Source organism: Methylobacterium sp. ap11, assembly GCF_900110515.1.
Classification (GTDB): Bacteria; Pseudomonadota; Alphaproteobacteria; order Rhizobiales; family Beijerinckiaceae; genus Methylobacterium; species Methylobacterium ajmalii.
In genome coordinates, this window is sequence record NZ_FOEB01000020.1 from 69,979 (window position 1) to 86,006 (window position 16,028).

12 protein-coding genes, 1 tRNA gene and 2 pseudogenes are annotated in these 16,028 nt (G+C 70.8%); 11 read left to right on the top strand and 4 right to left on the bottom strand.

All coding sequences use genetic code 11. The features are described from left to right. Positions 1-442: 442 nt before the first annotated feature. From BMX97_RS23675 to BMX97_RS23685, 3 genes are all read left to right on the top strand, one after another. On the top strand, positions 443-1,261 hold the full coding sequence (locus tag BMX97_RS23675; RefSeq protein ID WP_091753680.1) for a DNA-binding protein: 819 nt from the start codon (positions 443-445) through the stop codon (positions 1,259-1,261). Between the two features lie 4 nt (positions 1,262-1,265). Then, positions 1,266-2,744, top strand: coding sequence for a M48 family metalloprotease (locus BMX97_RS23680; RefSeq protein ID WP_091753681.1), 1,479 nt, complete (start codon positions 1,266-1,268; stop codon positions 2,742-2,744). An 86-nt stretch (positions 2,745-2,830) separates the two neighbouring features. After that, a tRNA-Gly gene (locus tag BMX97_RS23685) sits at positions 2,831-2,904 on the top strand. A gap of 888 nt (positions 2,905-3,792) precedes the next feature. Here BMX97_RS23685 and BMX97_RS23690 read toward each other — a convergent pair. From BMX97_RS23690 to BMX97_RS23705, 4 genes and pseudogenes are all read right to left on the bottom strand, one after another. Beyond that, positions 3,793-4,134: pseudogene (locus tag BMX97_RS23690) on the bottom strand (IS3 family transposase); the annotation flags it as partial. Positions 4,135-4,420: 286 nt separating this feature from the next. Further along, positions 4,421-4,610 (bottom strand): annotated as a pseudogene (locus BMX97_RS34370) (cyclic nucleotide-binding domain-containing protein); the annotation flags it as partial. Positions 4,611-4,638: 28 nt separating this feature from the next. Then, entirely contained in the window at positions 4,639-7,833 is a 3,195-nt protein-coding gene (locus BMX97_RS23700; RefSeq protein ID WP_091753682.1) for an efflux RND transporter permease subunit, read from the bottom strand. Positions 7,834-7,989: 156 nt separating this feature from the next. Next, entirely contained in the window at positions 7,990-9,240 is a 1,251-nt protein-coding gene (locus BMX97_RS23705; RefSeq protein ID WP_091753718.1) for an efflux RND transporter periplasmic adaptor subunit, read from the bottom strand. Between the two features lie 88 nt (positions 9,241-9,328). Here BMX97_RS23705 and BMX97_RS23710 point away from each other — a divergent pair, with 88 nt between their 5' ends. The 8 genes from BMX97_RS23710 to fixJ all read left to right on the top strand — a co-directional run bounded on the left by BMX97_RS23710 (position 9,329) and on the right by fixJ (position 16,012). After that, a complete protein-coding gene (locus BMX97_RS23710) occupies positions 9,329-9,931 on the top strand; it encodes a TetR/AcrR family transcriptional regulator (RefSeq protein WP_091753683.1) in 603 nt (200 codons plus the stop codon). Between the two features lie 167 nt (positions 9,932-10,098). Beyond that, the gene (locus tag BMX97_RS23715) at positions 10,099-10,476 is read left to right on the top strand and encodes a response regulator (RefSeq protein ID WP_091753684.1); all 378 of its coding nucleotides are present in this window, start codon (positions 10,099-10,101) and stop codon (positions 10,474-10,476) included. A gap of 78 nt (positions 10,477-10,554) precedes the next feature. Beyond that, complete coding sequence (locus BMX97_RS23720) at positions 10,555-11,970, top strand: DUF2254 family protein (RefSeq protein WP_091753685.1); 1,416 nt, start codon at positions 10,555-10,557, stop codon at positions 11,968-11,970. A 153-nt stretch (positions 11,971-12,123) separates the two neighbouring features. After that, entirely contained in the window at positions 12,124-12,369 is a 246-nt protein-coding gene (locus BMX97_RS23725) for a type II toxin-antitoxin system VapB family antitoxin (protein ID WP_058618205.1), read from the top strand. Next, positions 12,369-12,770, top strand: coding sequence for a type II toxin-antitoxin system VapC family toxin (locus BMX97_RS23730; RefSeq protein ID WP_177202329.1), 402 nt, complete (start codon positions 12,369-12,371; stop codon positions 12,768-12,770). Before BMX97_RS23725 ends, BMX97_RS23730 begins: the two co-directional genes overlap by 1 nt. 349 nt (positions 12,771-13,119) lie before the next feature. Then, a complete protein-coding gene (locus BMX97_RS23735) occupies positions 13,120-13,788 on the top strand; it encodes a helix-turn-helix domain-containing protein (protein WP_091753686.1) in 669 nt (222 codons plus the stop codon). Between the two features lie 78 nt (positions 13,789-13,866). Beyond that, positions 13,867-15,411, top strand: coding sequence for a PAS domain-containing sensor histidine kinase (locus BMX97_RS23740; protein ID WP_091753687.1), 1,545 nt, complete (start codon positions 13,867-13,869; stop codon positions 15,409-15,411). Beyond that, on the top strand, positions 15,401-16,012 hold the full coding sequence (gene fixJ / locus BMX97_RS23745; RefSeq protein WP_091753688.1) for a response regulator FixJ: 612 nt from the start codon (positions 15,401-15,403) through the stop codon (positions 16,010-16,012). The genes BMX97_RS23740 and fixJ overlap by 11 nt, the downstream gene beginning before the upstream one ends. Positions 16,013-16,028 lie beyond the last annotated feature (16 nt).

Below are 16,028 nucleotides of genomic sequence, written 5' to 3' on the forward strand. Positions count from 1 at the left end.
GGACTTTCAGCCAGCTCACAGGCTTGGCAAGGTGTGGCGTCCCCGGCAGGGCTCGAACCTGCGACCCCAGGTTTCATACCACTTCGACTTTCGCCGCCGCCGCGAGGCGTTCGTGGTCTGGACTATCCCTTCACCGTAAGCCTGCAGGTCCGCCCGCACGCCCTTAGGTGCCGCCCGTCTAGTCTCTACACCTTCCCGGCCTGGCGGTCCGGGCTTGGCTCGGGATCGGCGTGAGGCCAAGGCGGCTCGACGCTTTCCCCGACTTTGAGCGGATCCGCCGCGCGGTTTCCCGGCGCGACGCCCAATTTGAACCTAGGAAACCTGTGCTCTGTCCAGCTGAGCTACGGAGACCCACGGCGAGCCTCTTACCATCCCGGCCGGCTTCCGCCAACCTCGCCGCGTGCACCGCCGGGCGGGCATCCATCGGGAGCGGGGGTCGATCATGCGGGGAGGGATCGTGGTCTGTCTCCTCGTGCTGGTCGCCGGCGCCGCCCAGGCGGCGGCCCCGCGCGGGCGCGAGCCGCTGGCCTGCCGGGGGCGGGTATCCGGGCAGGACCGGCTCGAATCGGTCGCCGCCCGGGGCGAGCTCGTCCTCGCCTCCGGCCGGCGGGGGCGCCTCGACGGGCTGCGCTGGCCCGACGACCCGGCGGCGGCCGAGGCGGCGCGGGCCTGGCTGATGCGCCTCGCCGGGCGCTCGCTTGCAACCCGCGAGGCGCCGGAGGCCGACCGCTGGGGCCGAATCACCCTCGATGCCGCGACGCAGGACAGTTCCGAAACTGCTTCTCCGGACGATGCCCCGGTCGATCTCGCCGGCGGGCTCGTCGCGGCCGGCCTCGTCCAGGTCGATGCCGGGGAGGGCGACAGCCTGTGCCGCCCGGGCCTCCTGGCGATCGAGGAGACGGCCCGGCGCGCCGGCCGCGGCCTGTGGGCCGGGGCGCCGCCGGTGCCGGCGGAGGAGGGGGCGCGGCTCGCCGGTCTCGTGGGCCGATTCGTGGTCGTGGAGGGCCGCGTCCGCAACGTCGGCGAGCGCGAGCGGCGCACCTACCTCAACTTCGCCCCTTTCGGGACCGAGGGTGCGACCGTCACGGTGTCGAAACGCACTTGGCGGAACATGCTCGAACGTGGTTTCTCTGCTGCTGCGCTTCGGGGGCGGCGCGTGCGGGCTCGCGGCATCGTCGAGCTCTGGCGCGGGCCGACCCTGGATGTCGGCGCGGCCGAGATGATCGAGATGCTGGACGAGGAGCAGGCGCCGCGGCGCTGACGCCATGGGGTGGCTTTTCACGCGAACGAACCCGGCCGGCCAGGCCGCGGTCGCAGGGCCTGCGACCGCGCTCGCCCTGCTCGTGGCCGCCTGCACCGCCGACCAGACCGGGGCGCTGCCGCCGGTGGCGGCCGTCGTGCCGCCGGAGGCGCCGCGCACCACCGGGCGCGACCGGCCGGCCAACGACGCCGACCACGCCAAGCTCGTCGCCTCGTTCGGCGGCGAGTACAAGGCGCCGGCGGCGTTGCGCTTCGTCGGCGACGTCACCGACCGCCTGGTGAAGGCGACCGAGCGCCCCGACGAGACCTACGCGGTGACGCTGCTCGATTCGCCGGTGGTGAACGCCTTCGCTCTGCCGACGGGGCGTCTCTACGTCACCCGCGGGCTCCTGGCGCTCGCCGACGACACGTCCGAGCTCGCCGCGGTGCTGGCGCACGAGATCGCCCACGTGACCCTGCGGCATGCCAGCGCACGGACCGAGATGGCGTTGCGCTCCGAGCTCGTCAGCAAGGTCGTGGCCGACGTGCTCAACGACCCCGCGACCGGCGCCCTGCTGCAGGACCAGTCCCGCTTCGTGCTGGCGCGCTTCTCGCGCACCCAGGAGTTCGAGGCCGACCAGACCGGCGTGCGCACCCTCGCCCGCGCCGGCTACGACCCGTTCGGCGCCGCCCGCTTCCTCACCGCGCTCAACCGCACGACGGCGCTCCGCGCCGGCGGCGGGCTCAACGCCGAGCCCGACATGCTGGCGACCCATCCGAGCACGCCCGAGCGCATCACCCAGGTGACCCAGGCCGCCCGCCGCATCGGTGCGCCCGGCCTCGGCACCGACGACCGCAACCGCTACCTCGCGGCGATCGACGGCATCGCCTACGGCGACAACCCGGCCGACGGGCTGATCCGCGGCCGCCGCTTCATCCATCCCCGCCTCGGCGTCGCCTTCGAGGCGCCGGACGGGTTCGGGCTCGACAACACCGCCCGCGCCGTGCTCGGCACCACGCCGGACGGCGCCCGCCGCCTGCTGTTCGACGCGGTCGAGACCCATGCCGGCCAGGGCCTCGAGGAGGTCCTGAAGGCGACCTGGAACGACGCGATCGAGACTGGCAGCGTCGAGAACCGGATCGTGAACGGCTTCCCGGCCGTCACCGCGGTCTCGAAGGGCAAGGAGTGGTACTTCCGCCTCGCGGCGATCCGGGTCGGCACCAACACCTTCCGGATGATCATGGCCGCCAAGGGCACCACAGACCCGGAGCCTGCCTTCGGCCGCTGGCTGTCCAGCATCGCCCTGGTGACGCCCGAGGAGGCGCGCAGCCTCAAGCCCCTGCGCATCCAGACCGTCACCGCCGCCCCCGGCGACACCGCCGAGAGCCTGGCCCAGCGCATGACCGCGGTCGACCGCCCGCTCGAACGCTTCCAGGTCCTCAACGGCCTCGACAAGGGCGCTCCCCTGCGCGCCGGCCAGCCCTACAAGCTGGTGGTGGAGTAGGGGAGCGGAGCGCGGCCGGGGGCACCGGAATTCCCCGCCGGCCGCGCTTCTCAAACCGGATCGGCCGTGCTACCTGGGCGGCGGCCGCGGGTGTAGCTCAATGGTAGAGCAGCAGCCTTCCAAGCTGAATACGAGGGTTCGATTCCCTTCACCCGCTCCAGCCTTTTCCATTCCGATAACGTAGCGCGTGCAGCCCCGTAGGGTGCATGCGGTATCCTGAGCTCCCTTAGGGGGGCGTGGAATACCGCGGGCCGGTGAGGGCGCGTTATCCGGTGCGGTGTGCAGAGGCCTCCGCCCCTGGCGGACACAATGCCGCCGTCGGGGTTGCTAGGCCGATGCTGCCACGGCGGGCACGGGTCTTCGGATCCCGTACGGGACGGACATGCGAGCGTCGGCGCCGGCTGGTCGAAGCACGTTGCGCACGACCGCGTCACGACTGCCCGCCCTCCCACGATGATGACGTCAGGGGAGGGGTGGATCCCACTAAGAAACCGCCCTTCAGCTACCGCGGGCTCGGCTGGCGCGTGGTCGGGATAGGCGGCCGCCCGGAACTCCATCAGGAAGATCTCGCACCGAAGCTCGACAGGGTCCTCGCGCAGATCCGGGTGGGCCGGAACGAGGCGGACGAGCGTGGCGGTGGGATCGGCCTCGCCATCGGCGAGGTGTCGTTCGAGGATGGTGTCGTCGCGGTCGGACAGTGCAGGTCTCCTCGACCCTGCGATCGAAGCGAAGCCCGCGGGCCGGAAACGGAAGCCGGCACGGTGGACAATGCCGCAGTCGAGGGCTGGGCGCAGGCGTCAAGGCGCGTTGACCGAGGACCCTCGTCACGGTTGTGTCCAGGGTCTGGCTCCGCGAGCGTGTTCCGCGGCTTGTATGCCCTCGGCCTCGACTCCGTCGCGGCCCGGGCAGAGGCTGTGCTGACCTGTATCAGCAGGTTCTACTTCCAGATGCGCGTGCATCAACGAAGGCCGCAGGCAAGCCGACCACGAGACGCATCAACCCCCCTGCTCCGAACCGCTCGGGTTTTTCGGAGGCTGTTTGTCTAGGGTCAGGCAGCCAGGGCCTGGTCGCCGACGTGGGTATGAGAGTGCATTTCGGCCTCGGCGGGAGGGACGTTGCCGATCGGCGCGAGCAGGCGGCGGTGGATCACCTCCGCCCTGAACAAGCCGCCGACTGTCTCCGCCCGGGCGTTGTCGCAACTGTCGCCGACGCTGCCGACCGACGGCTCGATGCCCAGTCCGGCCAGGCGCCCGGCGTACCGTGGAGCCAAGTATTGCGCGCCGCGGTGCGAGTGACGAACCAGCCCGTTGCCCTGACCGGGGCGACGCTCGCGCAGTTCCTGCTCCAGTGCATTCAGTACGAAGCCTGCATGGGCACGGCGTGAGATCCTGTTTGACTTGCAACGACATAATCGTAGGGGGATTTTCTCTCCTACCCTCCACCTCATCCTGAGGTGCTGGCGATCATAGATCGCGGGCGATCGACGATCGCTGAGCCTCGAAGGAGGGATCCAGTGACCTCGGAGATTTCTGGAGCCCTCCTTCGAGGTCAGTCGATCTCCGATCGCCAACACCTCAGGATGAGGTTGCTGGTGGGATAGAGCATGTCGATCGGCAAGACAGTCTCTGAAAGAAAGCCGGCGCCACCGTCTGCGCGAAGATGCAGGCGCGCGGACAGCCGACCACACCCTGCTCGCCCTCGCCGACGCGGAGCAGCAGGATCGAGGTGGTCTGGGCGCCGGTCACCGGGTCGAGGTCGATCGGCGGCTCGTCGCTCGGGACGAGCGGCACGCCGCGCCAGGCGATGAAGGGGGCGCCGAACAGGGGGGACCACCACCGGCGGCACGCCGCGCCGGGTCGCCTCCCGGCGAAGCGATCCACACCGACGCGTACGGCTATGCGGCCTGCCCGATCCCGGCCTGCCCGGCGTGGAGCGTTTCCGCCCCGTGGTGCTTCAGCGGTCGGTTGCCCGAGATGCGGCGTAGCAGCACGTAGAAGACGGGCGTGAGGAACAGCCCGAAGGCGGTGACGCCGATCATGCCGGAGAACACCGCGACGCCCATGGCGCGGCGCATCTCCGCGCCGGCCCCGGTGGCGGTGACGAGGGGCAGGACGCCCATGATGAAGGCCATCGAGGTCATCAGGATCGGGCGCAGCCGCAGGCGGCTCGCCTCGATCGCCGCCTCGAGCGGCGTGCGGCCGGCGAATTCCAGCTCGCGGGCGAATTCGACGATCAGGATGGCGTTCTTGGCCGAGAGGCCGACGAGCACGATCAGGCCGATCTGGGTGAAGACGTTGTTGTCGCCCGAAGACAGCCAGACCCCGAACATCGCCGCCAGCAGTCCCATCGGCACGATCAACAGGATCGCGAGCGGCAGGGCGAGGCTCTCGTACTGCGCGGCCAGAACCAGGAAGACGAGGAGCAGCGCGAGCGGAAAGACCCAGATCCCGGAATTGCCGGCGATGAACTCCTGGTAGGTGAGGTCGGTCCACTCGAAGGCGAAGCCCCGCGGCAGCGTTTCGGCGGCGATGCGGGCGGCGGCCGCCTGCGCCTGGCCCGACGAGACGCCGGGGGCGGCCCCCGCGTTGATGTCGGCGGTGAGGAAGCCGTTGTAGCGCATCGCCCGCTCGGGCCCCGCGGTCTGGCGCACCCGCAACAGGGTCGAGAGCGGGACCATCTCGCCCGATCCCGCCCGGACCTTCAGCAGGCCGACATCGTCCTGGCGGGCGCGGAAGGGGGCGTCGGCCTGGACCCGGACCGAGTAGGTGCGGCCGAACTTGTTGAAGTCGTTGACGTAGAGCGAGCCGAGATAGATCTGCAGCGTGTCGAACACGTCGGTGACCGGGATACGGAGCTGGCGCGCCTTGGTCCGGTCGATCTCGGCGAAGAGCTGCGGCACGTTCATCTGGAAGCTGGAGAAGAGGCCGGCCAGCTCCGGCGCCTGCGCGGCTCGGGCGAGGAACGCCTTCGTGGCCTCGTTCAGCGCCTCGTAGCCGAGGCCGGCGCGGTCCTCGATCTGGAGCTTGAAGCCGCCGATGGTGCCGAGCCCGTTGACCGGCGGGGGCGGGAACATCGCGATGAAGGCCTCGGGAATCGCCGCGTATTTGCGGTTGAGCGACTGCGCGATGGCCGCGCCGTTGAGCGAGGGGTCCTTGCGCTCCTCGAACGGCTTGAGGGTCGAGAACACGATCCCCGAATTCGACGAGTTGGTGAAGCCGTTGATCGACAGGCCCGGGAAGGCCACCGCGCTCTCGACGCCGGGCTCCTTCAAGGCGATCTCGCTCATCTTGCGGATCACGTCCTCGGTCCGGTCGAGGGTGGCGCCGTCGGGCAGCTGCGCGAAGCCGACGAGGTACTGCTTGTCCTGCCCCGGCACGAAGCCGCCGGGGATCTGGCGAAACAGCCCGACGGTGAGCCCGACGAGGACGAGGTAGAGCACCATCATCGCGCCCTTGCGCGAGACGACGGCGCCGACGCCGCGGCCGTAGCCGTCGGAGGCGCGCCCGAAGGCGCGGTTGAACCGGCGAAAGAACCAGCCGAGCAGGGTGTCGAGCGCCCGCGTCAGCCGGTCCTTCGGTGCGTGGTGGTCGCGCAGCAGCAGCGCCGAGAGGGCCGGCGACAGGGTCAGCGAGTTGATCGCCGAGATGACCGTCGAGATCGCGATGGTGAGGGCGAACTGCTTGTAGAACTGACCGGTGAGCCCGCTGATGAAGGCGAGCGGCACGAAGACGGCCACCAGCACCAGCGCGATGGCGATGATCGGCCCCGAGACCTCGCGCATCGCCTGGTAGCTGGCGTCCCGCGGCGACAGCCCGGCCTCGATGTTGCGCTCGACGTTCTCGACCACCACGATGGCGTCGTCGACCACGATGCCGATGGCGAGCACGAGGCCGAACAGGCTGAGCGCGTTGATCGAGAAGCCGAAGGCGTGCATCACCGCGAAGGTGCCGACGATCGAGACCGGCACGGCGAGGAGCGGGATGATCGAGGCCCGCCAGGTCTGCAGGAAGAGGATCACCACCAGGACCACGAGGGCGACCGCCTCGAGCAATGTGTGGATCACCGCCTCGATCGAGGCGCGCACGAACTGCGTCGGGTCGTAGACGATCTGGTAGTCGACCCCCTCGGGCATCGTCCGCTTGATCTCCGCCATGGTCCGGCGGACCTCGTCGGAGATCCGGATCGCGTTCGAGCCGGGCGATTGCGAGATCGGCAGCGCCACCGCGGCCTTGTTGTCGAGGAGCGAGCGCAGCGCGTAGTCCGAGGCGCCGAGCTCGATGCGGGCGATGTCGCGAAGCCGCGTGATCTCGCCGTTCTCGCCGGTCTTGACCACGATGTCGCCGAACTGCTCCTCGTTCGCGAGGCGCCCCTCGGCGTTGAGCGAGAGCTGGAGGTCGAGGCCGGGCACCGCCGGCGAGGCGCCGATGATGCCGGCCGCCGCTTCCACGTTCTGAGCCTGGATCTCCCGCACCACGTCGCCCGCCGACAGGCCGTGCTCGGCGGTCTTCTGCGGGTCGAGCCAGATCCGCATCGCGTAGTCGCCGGACCCGAACAGCTGGACTTGGCCGACGCCGTCGAGGCGGGCCAGCCGATCCTTGATGTTGAGCACCGCGTAGTTGCGCAGGTACGTCATGTCGTAGCGCCCGTTCGGCGAGACGAGGTGGACCACCATCGTCAGGTCGGGCGAGGACTTCACCGTGACGATGCCGAGCTGGCGCACGATCGCCGGCAGGCGCGGCTCGGCCTGCGAGACCCGGTTCTGGACGAGCTGCTGGGCCTTGTCGGGGTCGGTACCGAGCCGGAAGGTCACGGTCAGCGTCATGATGCCGTCCGTCGTCGCCTGGCTCGACATGTAGAGCATGCCCTCGACGCCGTTGATCTGCTCCTCGATCGGCGTCGCCACCGTCTCGGCGATCACCTTCGGGTTGGCCCCCGGGAAGGTCGCGCGCACCACCACGGAGGGCGGCACCACGTCGGGATACTCGGAGATCGGCATCGCCAGGAGCGCCAGCAGGCCGCCGATGAAGATGAGCACCGACAGCACGCCCGCGAAGATCGGCCGGTCGATGAAGAACTTGGACAGGGTCATGGCGCCCTCCGGGGGCGGGGCAGCGGGCCAAGGAGCGGACGGCAAGGGAATAGACGGCAGCGGAGTGGACAGGCACGGGGGATCCGCGCGGCCGCTCGGGAGCCGCCGCCGGGTGTCCGCGCCGGACGGTGGATCGGGTCGGGGGTGCCGGGGTCGTCAGCGCTCGGCGAGGCGGCGCGTCTCGGGGGCGCCGCGCGCGCCCATCGTCACCGGCTCGGGGCTGAGCAGCGTGCCGGGGCGGATCCGCTGCAGGCCGTTGACGACGATGCGCTCGCCGCCCGACAGGCCCGACGTCACGACCCGCAGGCCGTCGACCGCGCGGCCGAGGGTGATCGCCCGGAACGCGGCGCGGTCGTCCGCCCCGACGACGAGCACGAACTTCTTGTCCTGGTCGGTGCCGACCGCCCGCTCGTCGACGAGGAGCAGCCGCTCGGGCGCGGGTCGGCCGAGCCGCATCCGCGCGAACTGCCCCGGGATGAGCCGGCCGTCGCCGTTGGCGAAGCTGGCGCGCACCCGGACCGTGCCGCTGCGCGCATCGACCTTGTTGTCGATGAATTGCAGGTGCCCGCGGGCGGGCGCTCCCTCGGCGGTGGTCATCTCGACCGGGATGGCATCGAGCCGGCCGCGCCCGCCCGCCGGGCCGGCGATCGAGGCGAGCGCCTGGAGCACCACCGTCTCGTCGGCGTCGAAGCTCGCATGGATCGGATCGACCGAGACCAGGGTGGTGAGCACCGCCGCCCCCGCGCCCGCGGTGACGAGGTTGCCGGGCGTGACCTCGCGGCGCCCGACGCGCCCGGCCACCGCCGCCCGGATCTCGGTATAGCCGAGGTTCAGCCTGGCGGACGCCAGCGCCGCCTTGGCGGCGTCCAGGCTCGCCTTCGCCTCCTTGGCGGCGTTGGCGCGCACGTCGAGGTCGCGGGCGGTGACGATCTGCTGGTCGGAGAGTCGGCGCCCGCGCTCGAGGTCGCTCACCGTCAGGGCGACCCGGGCCTCGGCCCCCGCCACCTGGGCCTCCAGGCGCTGGACCTCCGCCGCGTAGGGCGCCGGGTCGATGGTCACCAGGAGGTCGCCGGCCTTGACGAGTTCCCCTTCGGCGAAGTGCGTCGCCTGGACCGCCCCGCCGACGCGGGCCCGGACGTCGACGCGCTCGACCGCCTCGAGGCGACCGGAAAAATCGTCCCACAGCACCACGTCGCGCGGCGTGATCGCGGCGACCGGGGCGGGCACCGCCGCCTCAGCCGGCGGCGTCGCGGCGACGGCAGCGTTTCCCCGGGTGAGGGACGGCGCGAGGAAGGGATAGGAGGCCCCCGCCAGCAGGGCGAGGACGAGGCCGATCCCGGCGCTGCGCCGGACGAGGAATTGTCCTAGGGATGGGGCACGGGATGGGTTCACGGCCGGCTCCGATATCTGTATCGTGCGATACACATGTCGGTGTCGACGCGGCCCGTCAAGATACTTATCTACCACTCGATACAAAAATGGGAGTCGGCAGGCGATGGCGATGGGACGGCCCCGGTCGTTCGACACGGACAAGGCCCTCGACGAGGCGATGGAGGTGTTCTGGCGCCACGGCTACGACGGCGCGAGCCTTGCCATGCTGACGAAGGCGATGGGCATCAAGCCGCCGAGCCTCTATGCGGCCTTCGGCAGCAAGGAGGGGCTGCTCAAGGCGGCGCTCGACCGCTACGCCGAGCGGCGCTCCACACACATGCGCTACGTGCTGGCCGGTGCCACCGCCCGCGAGGTGGCCGAGCGCTTCCTGACCAGCATCGCCGAGAGCCACACCGATCCGGCCAACCCACCCGGCTGCCTGCTGGTCCAGGGCGGGCTCGCCTGCGGCGAGGGCTCGGAAAACATCCCGTTCGAGCTCGCCTCCCGGCGTGCCCAGTCCGAGACCGAGCTGCGCGAGCGCTTCGCCGCGGCTCAGCGCGACGGCGACCTCGGAGCGTCCGCCGACCCGGCGGCGTTGGCTCGCTTCCTCTCGACGGTCGCTTCGGGCATGGGCGTGCTCGCGTCCTCGGGCGCCGACCGGGAAGCCCTGCGGCAGGTCGCCCGGGTGTCGCTCGGTGCCTTCCCGGAACCGAAGGCAGCCCGGTAGATCCGCGACCGTCGGGCCGGCCTCGCCCGCCGGTGCCGCCTGAGGCGGCCCGGATCCTCCCGGATCGCGGGGGACCGATGGAAGCGGGCCGCCCCTCGCTTGAGCGAGATCAAGGCGGCTCGCGCCGGGCCGGACCACGATGCGGCAAGACAGGGTCCAAGGCCGCCATGCCCGCTCCGACGGGACCGGTCCTCGTCGTCGACGACGACGAGGCCGTCCGACGCTCGCTCAAATTCGCCCTCGAGCTCGAAGGGCTCGACGTGCGCCTCTACGAGGATGCCGGCCATCTGCTCGGGGAAGCGGGGCTGCCTCGGACGGGATGCCTGGTCGTCGACTATCTCATGCCGGGCATGGACGGGGTCGAGCTGGTCGGCCGCCTGCGCGCCCGGCGCGTCGGCCTGCCCGCCATCCTGGTCACCGGCCGTCTCACCGAGGAGTTGCGCCACCGCGCCGCCCATGCCGGCTTCCGGCAAGTGGTGGAAAAGCCGTTCGAGGACGGGTCGCTGCTCGCCGGCATCCACGACGCGCTGGCCGCCTCGGCGTGAGGGGCGCGGGACGCGCGGCGGAGGTTCGGCCCGTGCTACCGTGCCCCGATGCGCATCGCCCCGTGGTGACATTCGTCGATGAAGACCATTGCCTCGGTCCCGAACCGGCTCGTCAGCGCGATCCGGCGGTCGTTCCGGCAGTTCCTGGCTCTGCCGCTCGCCACGGTGCTCGGATTCGTGGGCCTCAGTGCCCTGGTCTACCTGGCGGACGGGTCGTGGTCCGGCGATCGCGCGCCCCGCGGCTTTGCCTGGCTCGGGGCCCTGATGGGGGATCGCGCGGCCCTGGGCAGCCTGCTCGCGACCGTGGCGTCGAGCATCGTCACGGTCACCTCGATCACCTTCTCGCTCCTGCTGCTCGCCGTGCAGCAGGGCGCGGGCGCCCTGACGGCGCAGGTCACCGACCAGTTCATGGCGCGCCGGACCAACCAGCTCTATTTCGGCTACTTCGTCGGCCTGTCGGTCTTCGTGCTGACGACGCTCGTGACGAACACCGACTATCACCGCCCGGTCTTCGCGGCGGCGCTCAGCCTGTTGCTCACCGCCCTGGCCCTGTGCCTGATCATCGTGATGATCTACAACACGATCGACCAAATGCGGCCGGAACAGATCATCCAGTTCATCCACGACAAGGTGCTCGAAGCGCGCGGCACGGATCTCGAGGTGCTGGCCGCGACCCGCAGGACGACGCGCCGCGACTGGGCCGACCGCGCCCTCGTCCGCTCCCGGGAGAACGGCTACGTCGTCGGGCTCGACGTCGCCCGGGTCGAGCGGGCCCTGGAGCGCGCTGGCGACGTCGAGGTCGAGGTCCTGATCCCCCTCGGGACGTATCGCGCCGTCGGCGATCCGGTGTTCCGGCTCCGGTGCGACCCCGGCAAAGTCCTGGACGCGCAGGCGTGCGAGCGCATCGCCGAGGAGACCCTCGCCGCCTTCGCGTATGACGACGGGCGCGATCTCCAGACGAGCACCGCCTACGGCCTGCATCAGCTCGCGACCATCGCCTGGACCTCCGTCTCGACCGCGAAATCCAATCCCAATCCCGGCCTCACGGTGATCCAGGCGCTGCGGGACATCATCGCGCGGTGGAGCCACGGCGAGATCGAGATCCGGGGCGATGCCGGCGCCCGCATCGTCTACGGCGACGCCGCGCCCGTCATCGCGACCGACGCCCTGGAAGCCGTGATCGTCGTCGCCTCCGAGTCGATCCAGTCCCAGACCCTGACCGAGGCCGTCGCCACGCTCGCCATCCTGCTGCGCCACGTCGAGGCGCCGACGGCCGAGAGACTGGCGGATGTCGCCCACCGGGCGCTGTCGAGCCTGGGCGAGCACGTCCTGACGCGGCAGCTCGACGCCGCCCTGCACGACCTGGCCTCGGCCCTGGAGGAACGCGGCTTTCGGAGCGTGGCCGAGGAGGTCGCCAGGGCATCCGCCGAGCTGGCGGGCAGCCTGGGCAAGTTGAACTCGCGTTCGACCCGGGTGCCCGGGACGACGTCGTAGGGCTCTCCCCGCCGGAGAGCGCTTTCCCCGCATGCTGTCGGGCCGGGCCTCGTGCCTGATGCGATTCGCGATCCGCAGGCGTCCGCATCGGATTGACGCCGCGCGCATTACGTCTCTAAGTTTTTTCATTACATCGGCATGGAGGCGCTGCGAATGGCGACAACCCTGAACGTCCGCAACCCTCGCGCGCACGCGCTGGCTCGCGAACTGGCTCAGCGCCGTAACACCGGGATCACCGAGGCCGTGATTCACGCCTTGGAGCATGAGCTGGAACGCGAGCGGTCCTCGACACCCCTCGCGCAGCGCCTCGAATCCCTCGCGGACCGAGCCCTGGCGAAGGCGGGACCCAACCCTCGGCCCGTCACCGAAGCGGACCGCGACGCAATGTGGACTCGTTGATGTTCGTCGATACGTCCGCCTTCGTGGCGATCTTCTGCAAGGAGCCCGAGGCCCCGGTCTTCGCCGACTGCATCGAACGAGCAGCGCGGCGGTACACCTCGCCGATGGTTCGCATGGAAACCTGCATGGTCCTAGCAAGCCGCTTGGATCGCGATCCGGCCGATGTCCAGGCCGATTTCGATGAGTTCCTGACCGAGGCCAGCATCACGGTTGTGTCGATCACCGATAGCATCGGCCGCTTCGCCGTCGAGGCGTTCCAGCGCTACGGCAAGGGGAGGGGCCATCCGGCTGAGCTCAACCTCGCAGATTGCCTGTCCTACGCCTGCGCCCGCGCCTATCGGGATCCAATCCTGTTCAAGGGACGGGATTTTGGTCACACCGACCTGACGAGTGCGCTCTAGAGCGCTTCACGATCGCGTTGCAATTGCGAAGCTCTCTATATTTCTGATTTTGCCGCATTTTCTTCGACGAACCGGCATCCACTTCGTTGGAAAATGCTCTAGCGTTGCAGATATAGGTTTTACTCCGCCGACTTTGATGCGTGCGTCCCCATGCGGGCCTGTCGATCACGAGAGGCGCCACCGAGCAGCGGGGCGCGCCTCGCCGGATCTCCAGGAGCAGCCCGAGCGGGACGTGCCCAACGCTAAGGAGAATCCCTTACGCGTCGAACCGGAATGTCGCCGCCGTCCTCGATCGCCTAGCCATGGACCTCGTCAAGACCGCCCGAACGATCGCCCGACGAGGCATCCGATGCAGCTCGCTCTCGCCACCGCCGGCCTCGGCCCCGCGCTGAATCCCGGTCCCGTCCCCGCCCGCCTCCGGCCGGAGGAGACCGGCACGCGTCGTCGCGTCGAGGCCGACGTGGAGATCTACGCCGAGGGCGAGCGTGCGCTCCACTTCTACAAGGTCGTGTCTGGCGCGGTGCGGACCTGCCGGCTTCTCAGCGACGGGCGGCGGCAGATCGACGGCTTCCACCTCCCGGGCGACATCTTCGGCCTCGAGGCCGGCGAGGCGCACCGGACCGGCGCCGAAGCGATCGTCGACACGGTGCTCGCGGCCCACCGCCGGAGCGACCGGGACGCGCTCACCGGCGAGGCCGGGGCGCTGGCGCGGGAGGTGGTGGCGGCGATGCTGCGGGCGCTGGCCCGGGCGCAGGACCACATGCTGCTCCTCGGCCGCAAGACCGCCCGCGAGCGGGTCGCGAGCTTCCTCCTCGGCCTCGCCGACCGGGCGGGGGCCGACGGCGTGCTGGCGCTGCCGATGTCGCGGGTCGACATCGCCGACCATCTCGGTCTCACGGTCGAGAGCGTCTCGCGGACCTTCACCCAGCTGGAGCGCGACGGAATCATCGCCCTGCCGGCCCACCGCCGCTCGGTCGAGCTGCGCGACCGGGCGGCGCTGCGGCGGCTCGACGGCTGAGGGTACCCTGGGGCGGACGCCGCGCCGGGTTCCTGCTATCGACGGCGATGCGATTCCGCGCCGCGCGCTCTGGCCCGCATGACGAAACCCGATTCCCCCGCGAGCCCGCCGCCCGCCGCACCCGATGCCGAGGAGCTGCGCCAGACCCTCGAGGAGGTCGGCACCTGCTTCTGGTCGCTCGACGTGCCGACCGGAAGGATCTCGGTCTCGGCGAGCGGGGCGCGGCTGTTCGGCGTGTCGCCCAAGGAGCTGACGACCTTCGCGGCGACGCAGGCCCTGGTCCACCCGGACGACCGCGAGGCCCGGGCGGGGGCGATTCGGGACGCGCTCGCGAAGGGCGGCAGCTACGAGGTCGACTACCGGGTGGTGCGGCCCGACGGCCGCAGCGACTGGCTGCGCTCGCGCGGGACCATCGAGGTCGATCCGCAGGGCGGGCCGGTGCGTCACCGCGGCGTGGTGTTCAGCATCCAGGCGCAGCGCCAGGCCGAGACGGACCTGCGCGCCCGCGAGGCGCATCTGCGCTCGATCCTGGAGACGGTGCCGGACGCGATGGTCGTCATCGACGAGGAGGCCCGCATCCGGTCGTTCAGCGCGACCGCGGTGCGCCAGTTCGGCTACGCCCCGGAGGACGTGGTGGGACACAACGTCAGCCTGCTGATGCCCGAGCCCTATCGCAGCCGGCACGATGCCTACATGGCCCGCTACCTCGCCACCGGCGAGCGGCGGATCATCGGCATCGGCCGCGTCGTGGTCGGCCAGCGCAAGGACGGCTCGACCTTCCCGATGGAGCTGGCGGTCGGCGAGATGCGCTCCTCGGGCGCCCGCTACTTCACTGGCTTCATCCGCGACCTCACCGAGCGCCAGCGCACCGAGACGCGGCTTCAGGAGCTGCAATCCGAGCTCGTCCACATGTCGCGTTTCACCGCGCTCGGCGAGATGGCCTCGACGCTGGCCCACGAGATCAACCAGCCGCTCACCGCCATCTCCAGCTACCTCAAGGGCTGCCGCCGCCTGCTCCAGCGGATGCAGGGGCCGGAGGTGCCGATGCTCGCCGACGCGGTCGGCCAGGCCGCCGATCAGGCGCTGCGGGCCGGCCAGATCATCCGCCACCTGCGCGAGTTCGTCGCCCGCGGCGAGGGCGAGCGCCACATCGAGGGGCTGCCCAAGCTCGTCGAGGAGGCGAGCGCGCTCGCCCTCGTCGGCGCCAAGGAGCGGGGCGTCCACGTCACCTTCGCGCTCGATGCGGAGGCGCCGCTGGTGCTGGCCGACCGCATCCAGGTGCAGCAGGTCCTGCTCAACCTGATCCGCAACGCCATCGAGGCGATGCAGGACGTCGCCAGGCGCGAATTGCGCGTCACCACCCGGGCGCTGCCCGGGGAGGGGCTGATCGAGATCGCCGTCGCCGATACCGGCCCGGGCCTCGCGCCGGAGGTACTGGAGCGGCTGTTTCAGCCCTTCGTCACCACCAAGGCGCACGGGATGGGGGTCGGGCTCTCGATCTGCCGTACCATCGTGGAGGCGCATGGCGGCAAGATCCTGGCCGAGTCGCGCAAAGGGCAGGGGACCTGCTTCCGCTTCACGCTGCGGGCGGTCGACAGAAGGGAGCTGGACGATGTCGGGTGAGGTGCCGGTGGACGTGGTCGACGACGATCTCGCGGTCCGCCAATCGCTCGCCTTCCTGTTCGCCTCCGATGGGATCCCGGTGCGCCTGCACGAATCCGCCACGGCCTTCCTGGCCTACCCCCGGCAGGAGGCGGGCTGCATCGTCACCGACGTGCGCATGCCGGGCCTCGACGGGATCGCGCTGCTGCGCCGCCTGAAAGCCCGGGGCGACGGGCGGCCGGTGATCGTGATGACCGGCCACGCCGACGTGCCGCTCGCCGTCGCGGCGATGCGCGAGGGCGCGTTCGACTTCATCGAGAAGCCGTTCGACGACGAGGTCCTGCTCGCCGCCGTGCGCGCCGCCCTCGACCGCGGGCGCCGGGCCGCCGAGCGCCACGCCGCCGTCGCCGAGACCGGCCGGCGCATCGCCGCGCTCTCGGAGCGCGAGCGCCAGGTGCTCGACGAACTGATGGCCGGCAGCCCCAACAAGGTCATCGCCCAGGCGCTCGGGATCAGCCCGCGCACGGTCGAGATCTACCGCGCCAACGTGATGGCGAAGATGCAGGCCGGCAGCCTCGCCGAGCTGGTCCGGATGGCGCTGATGGTCGAGCCGGGCGGGTAGGAGCCCGCCCGGTCCG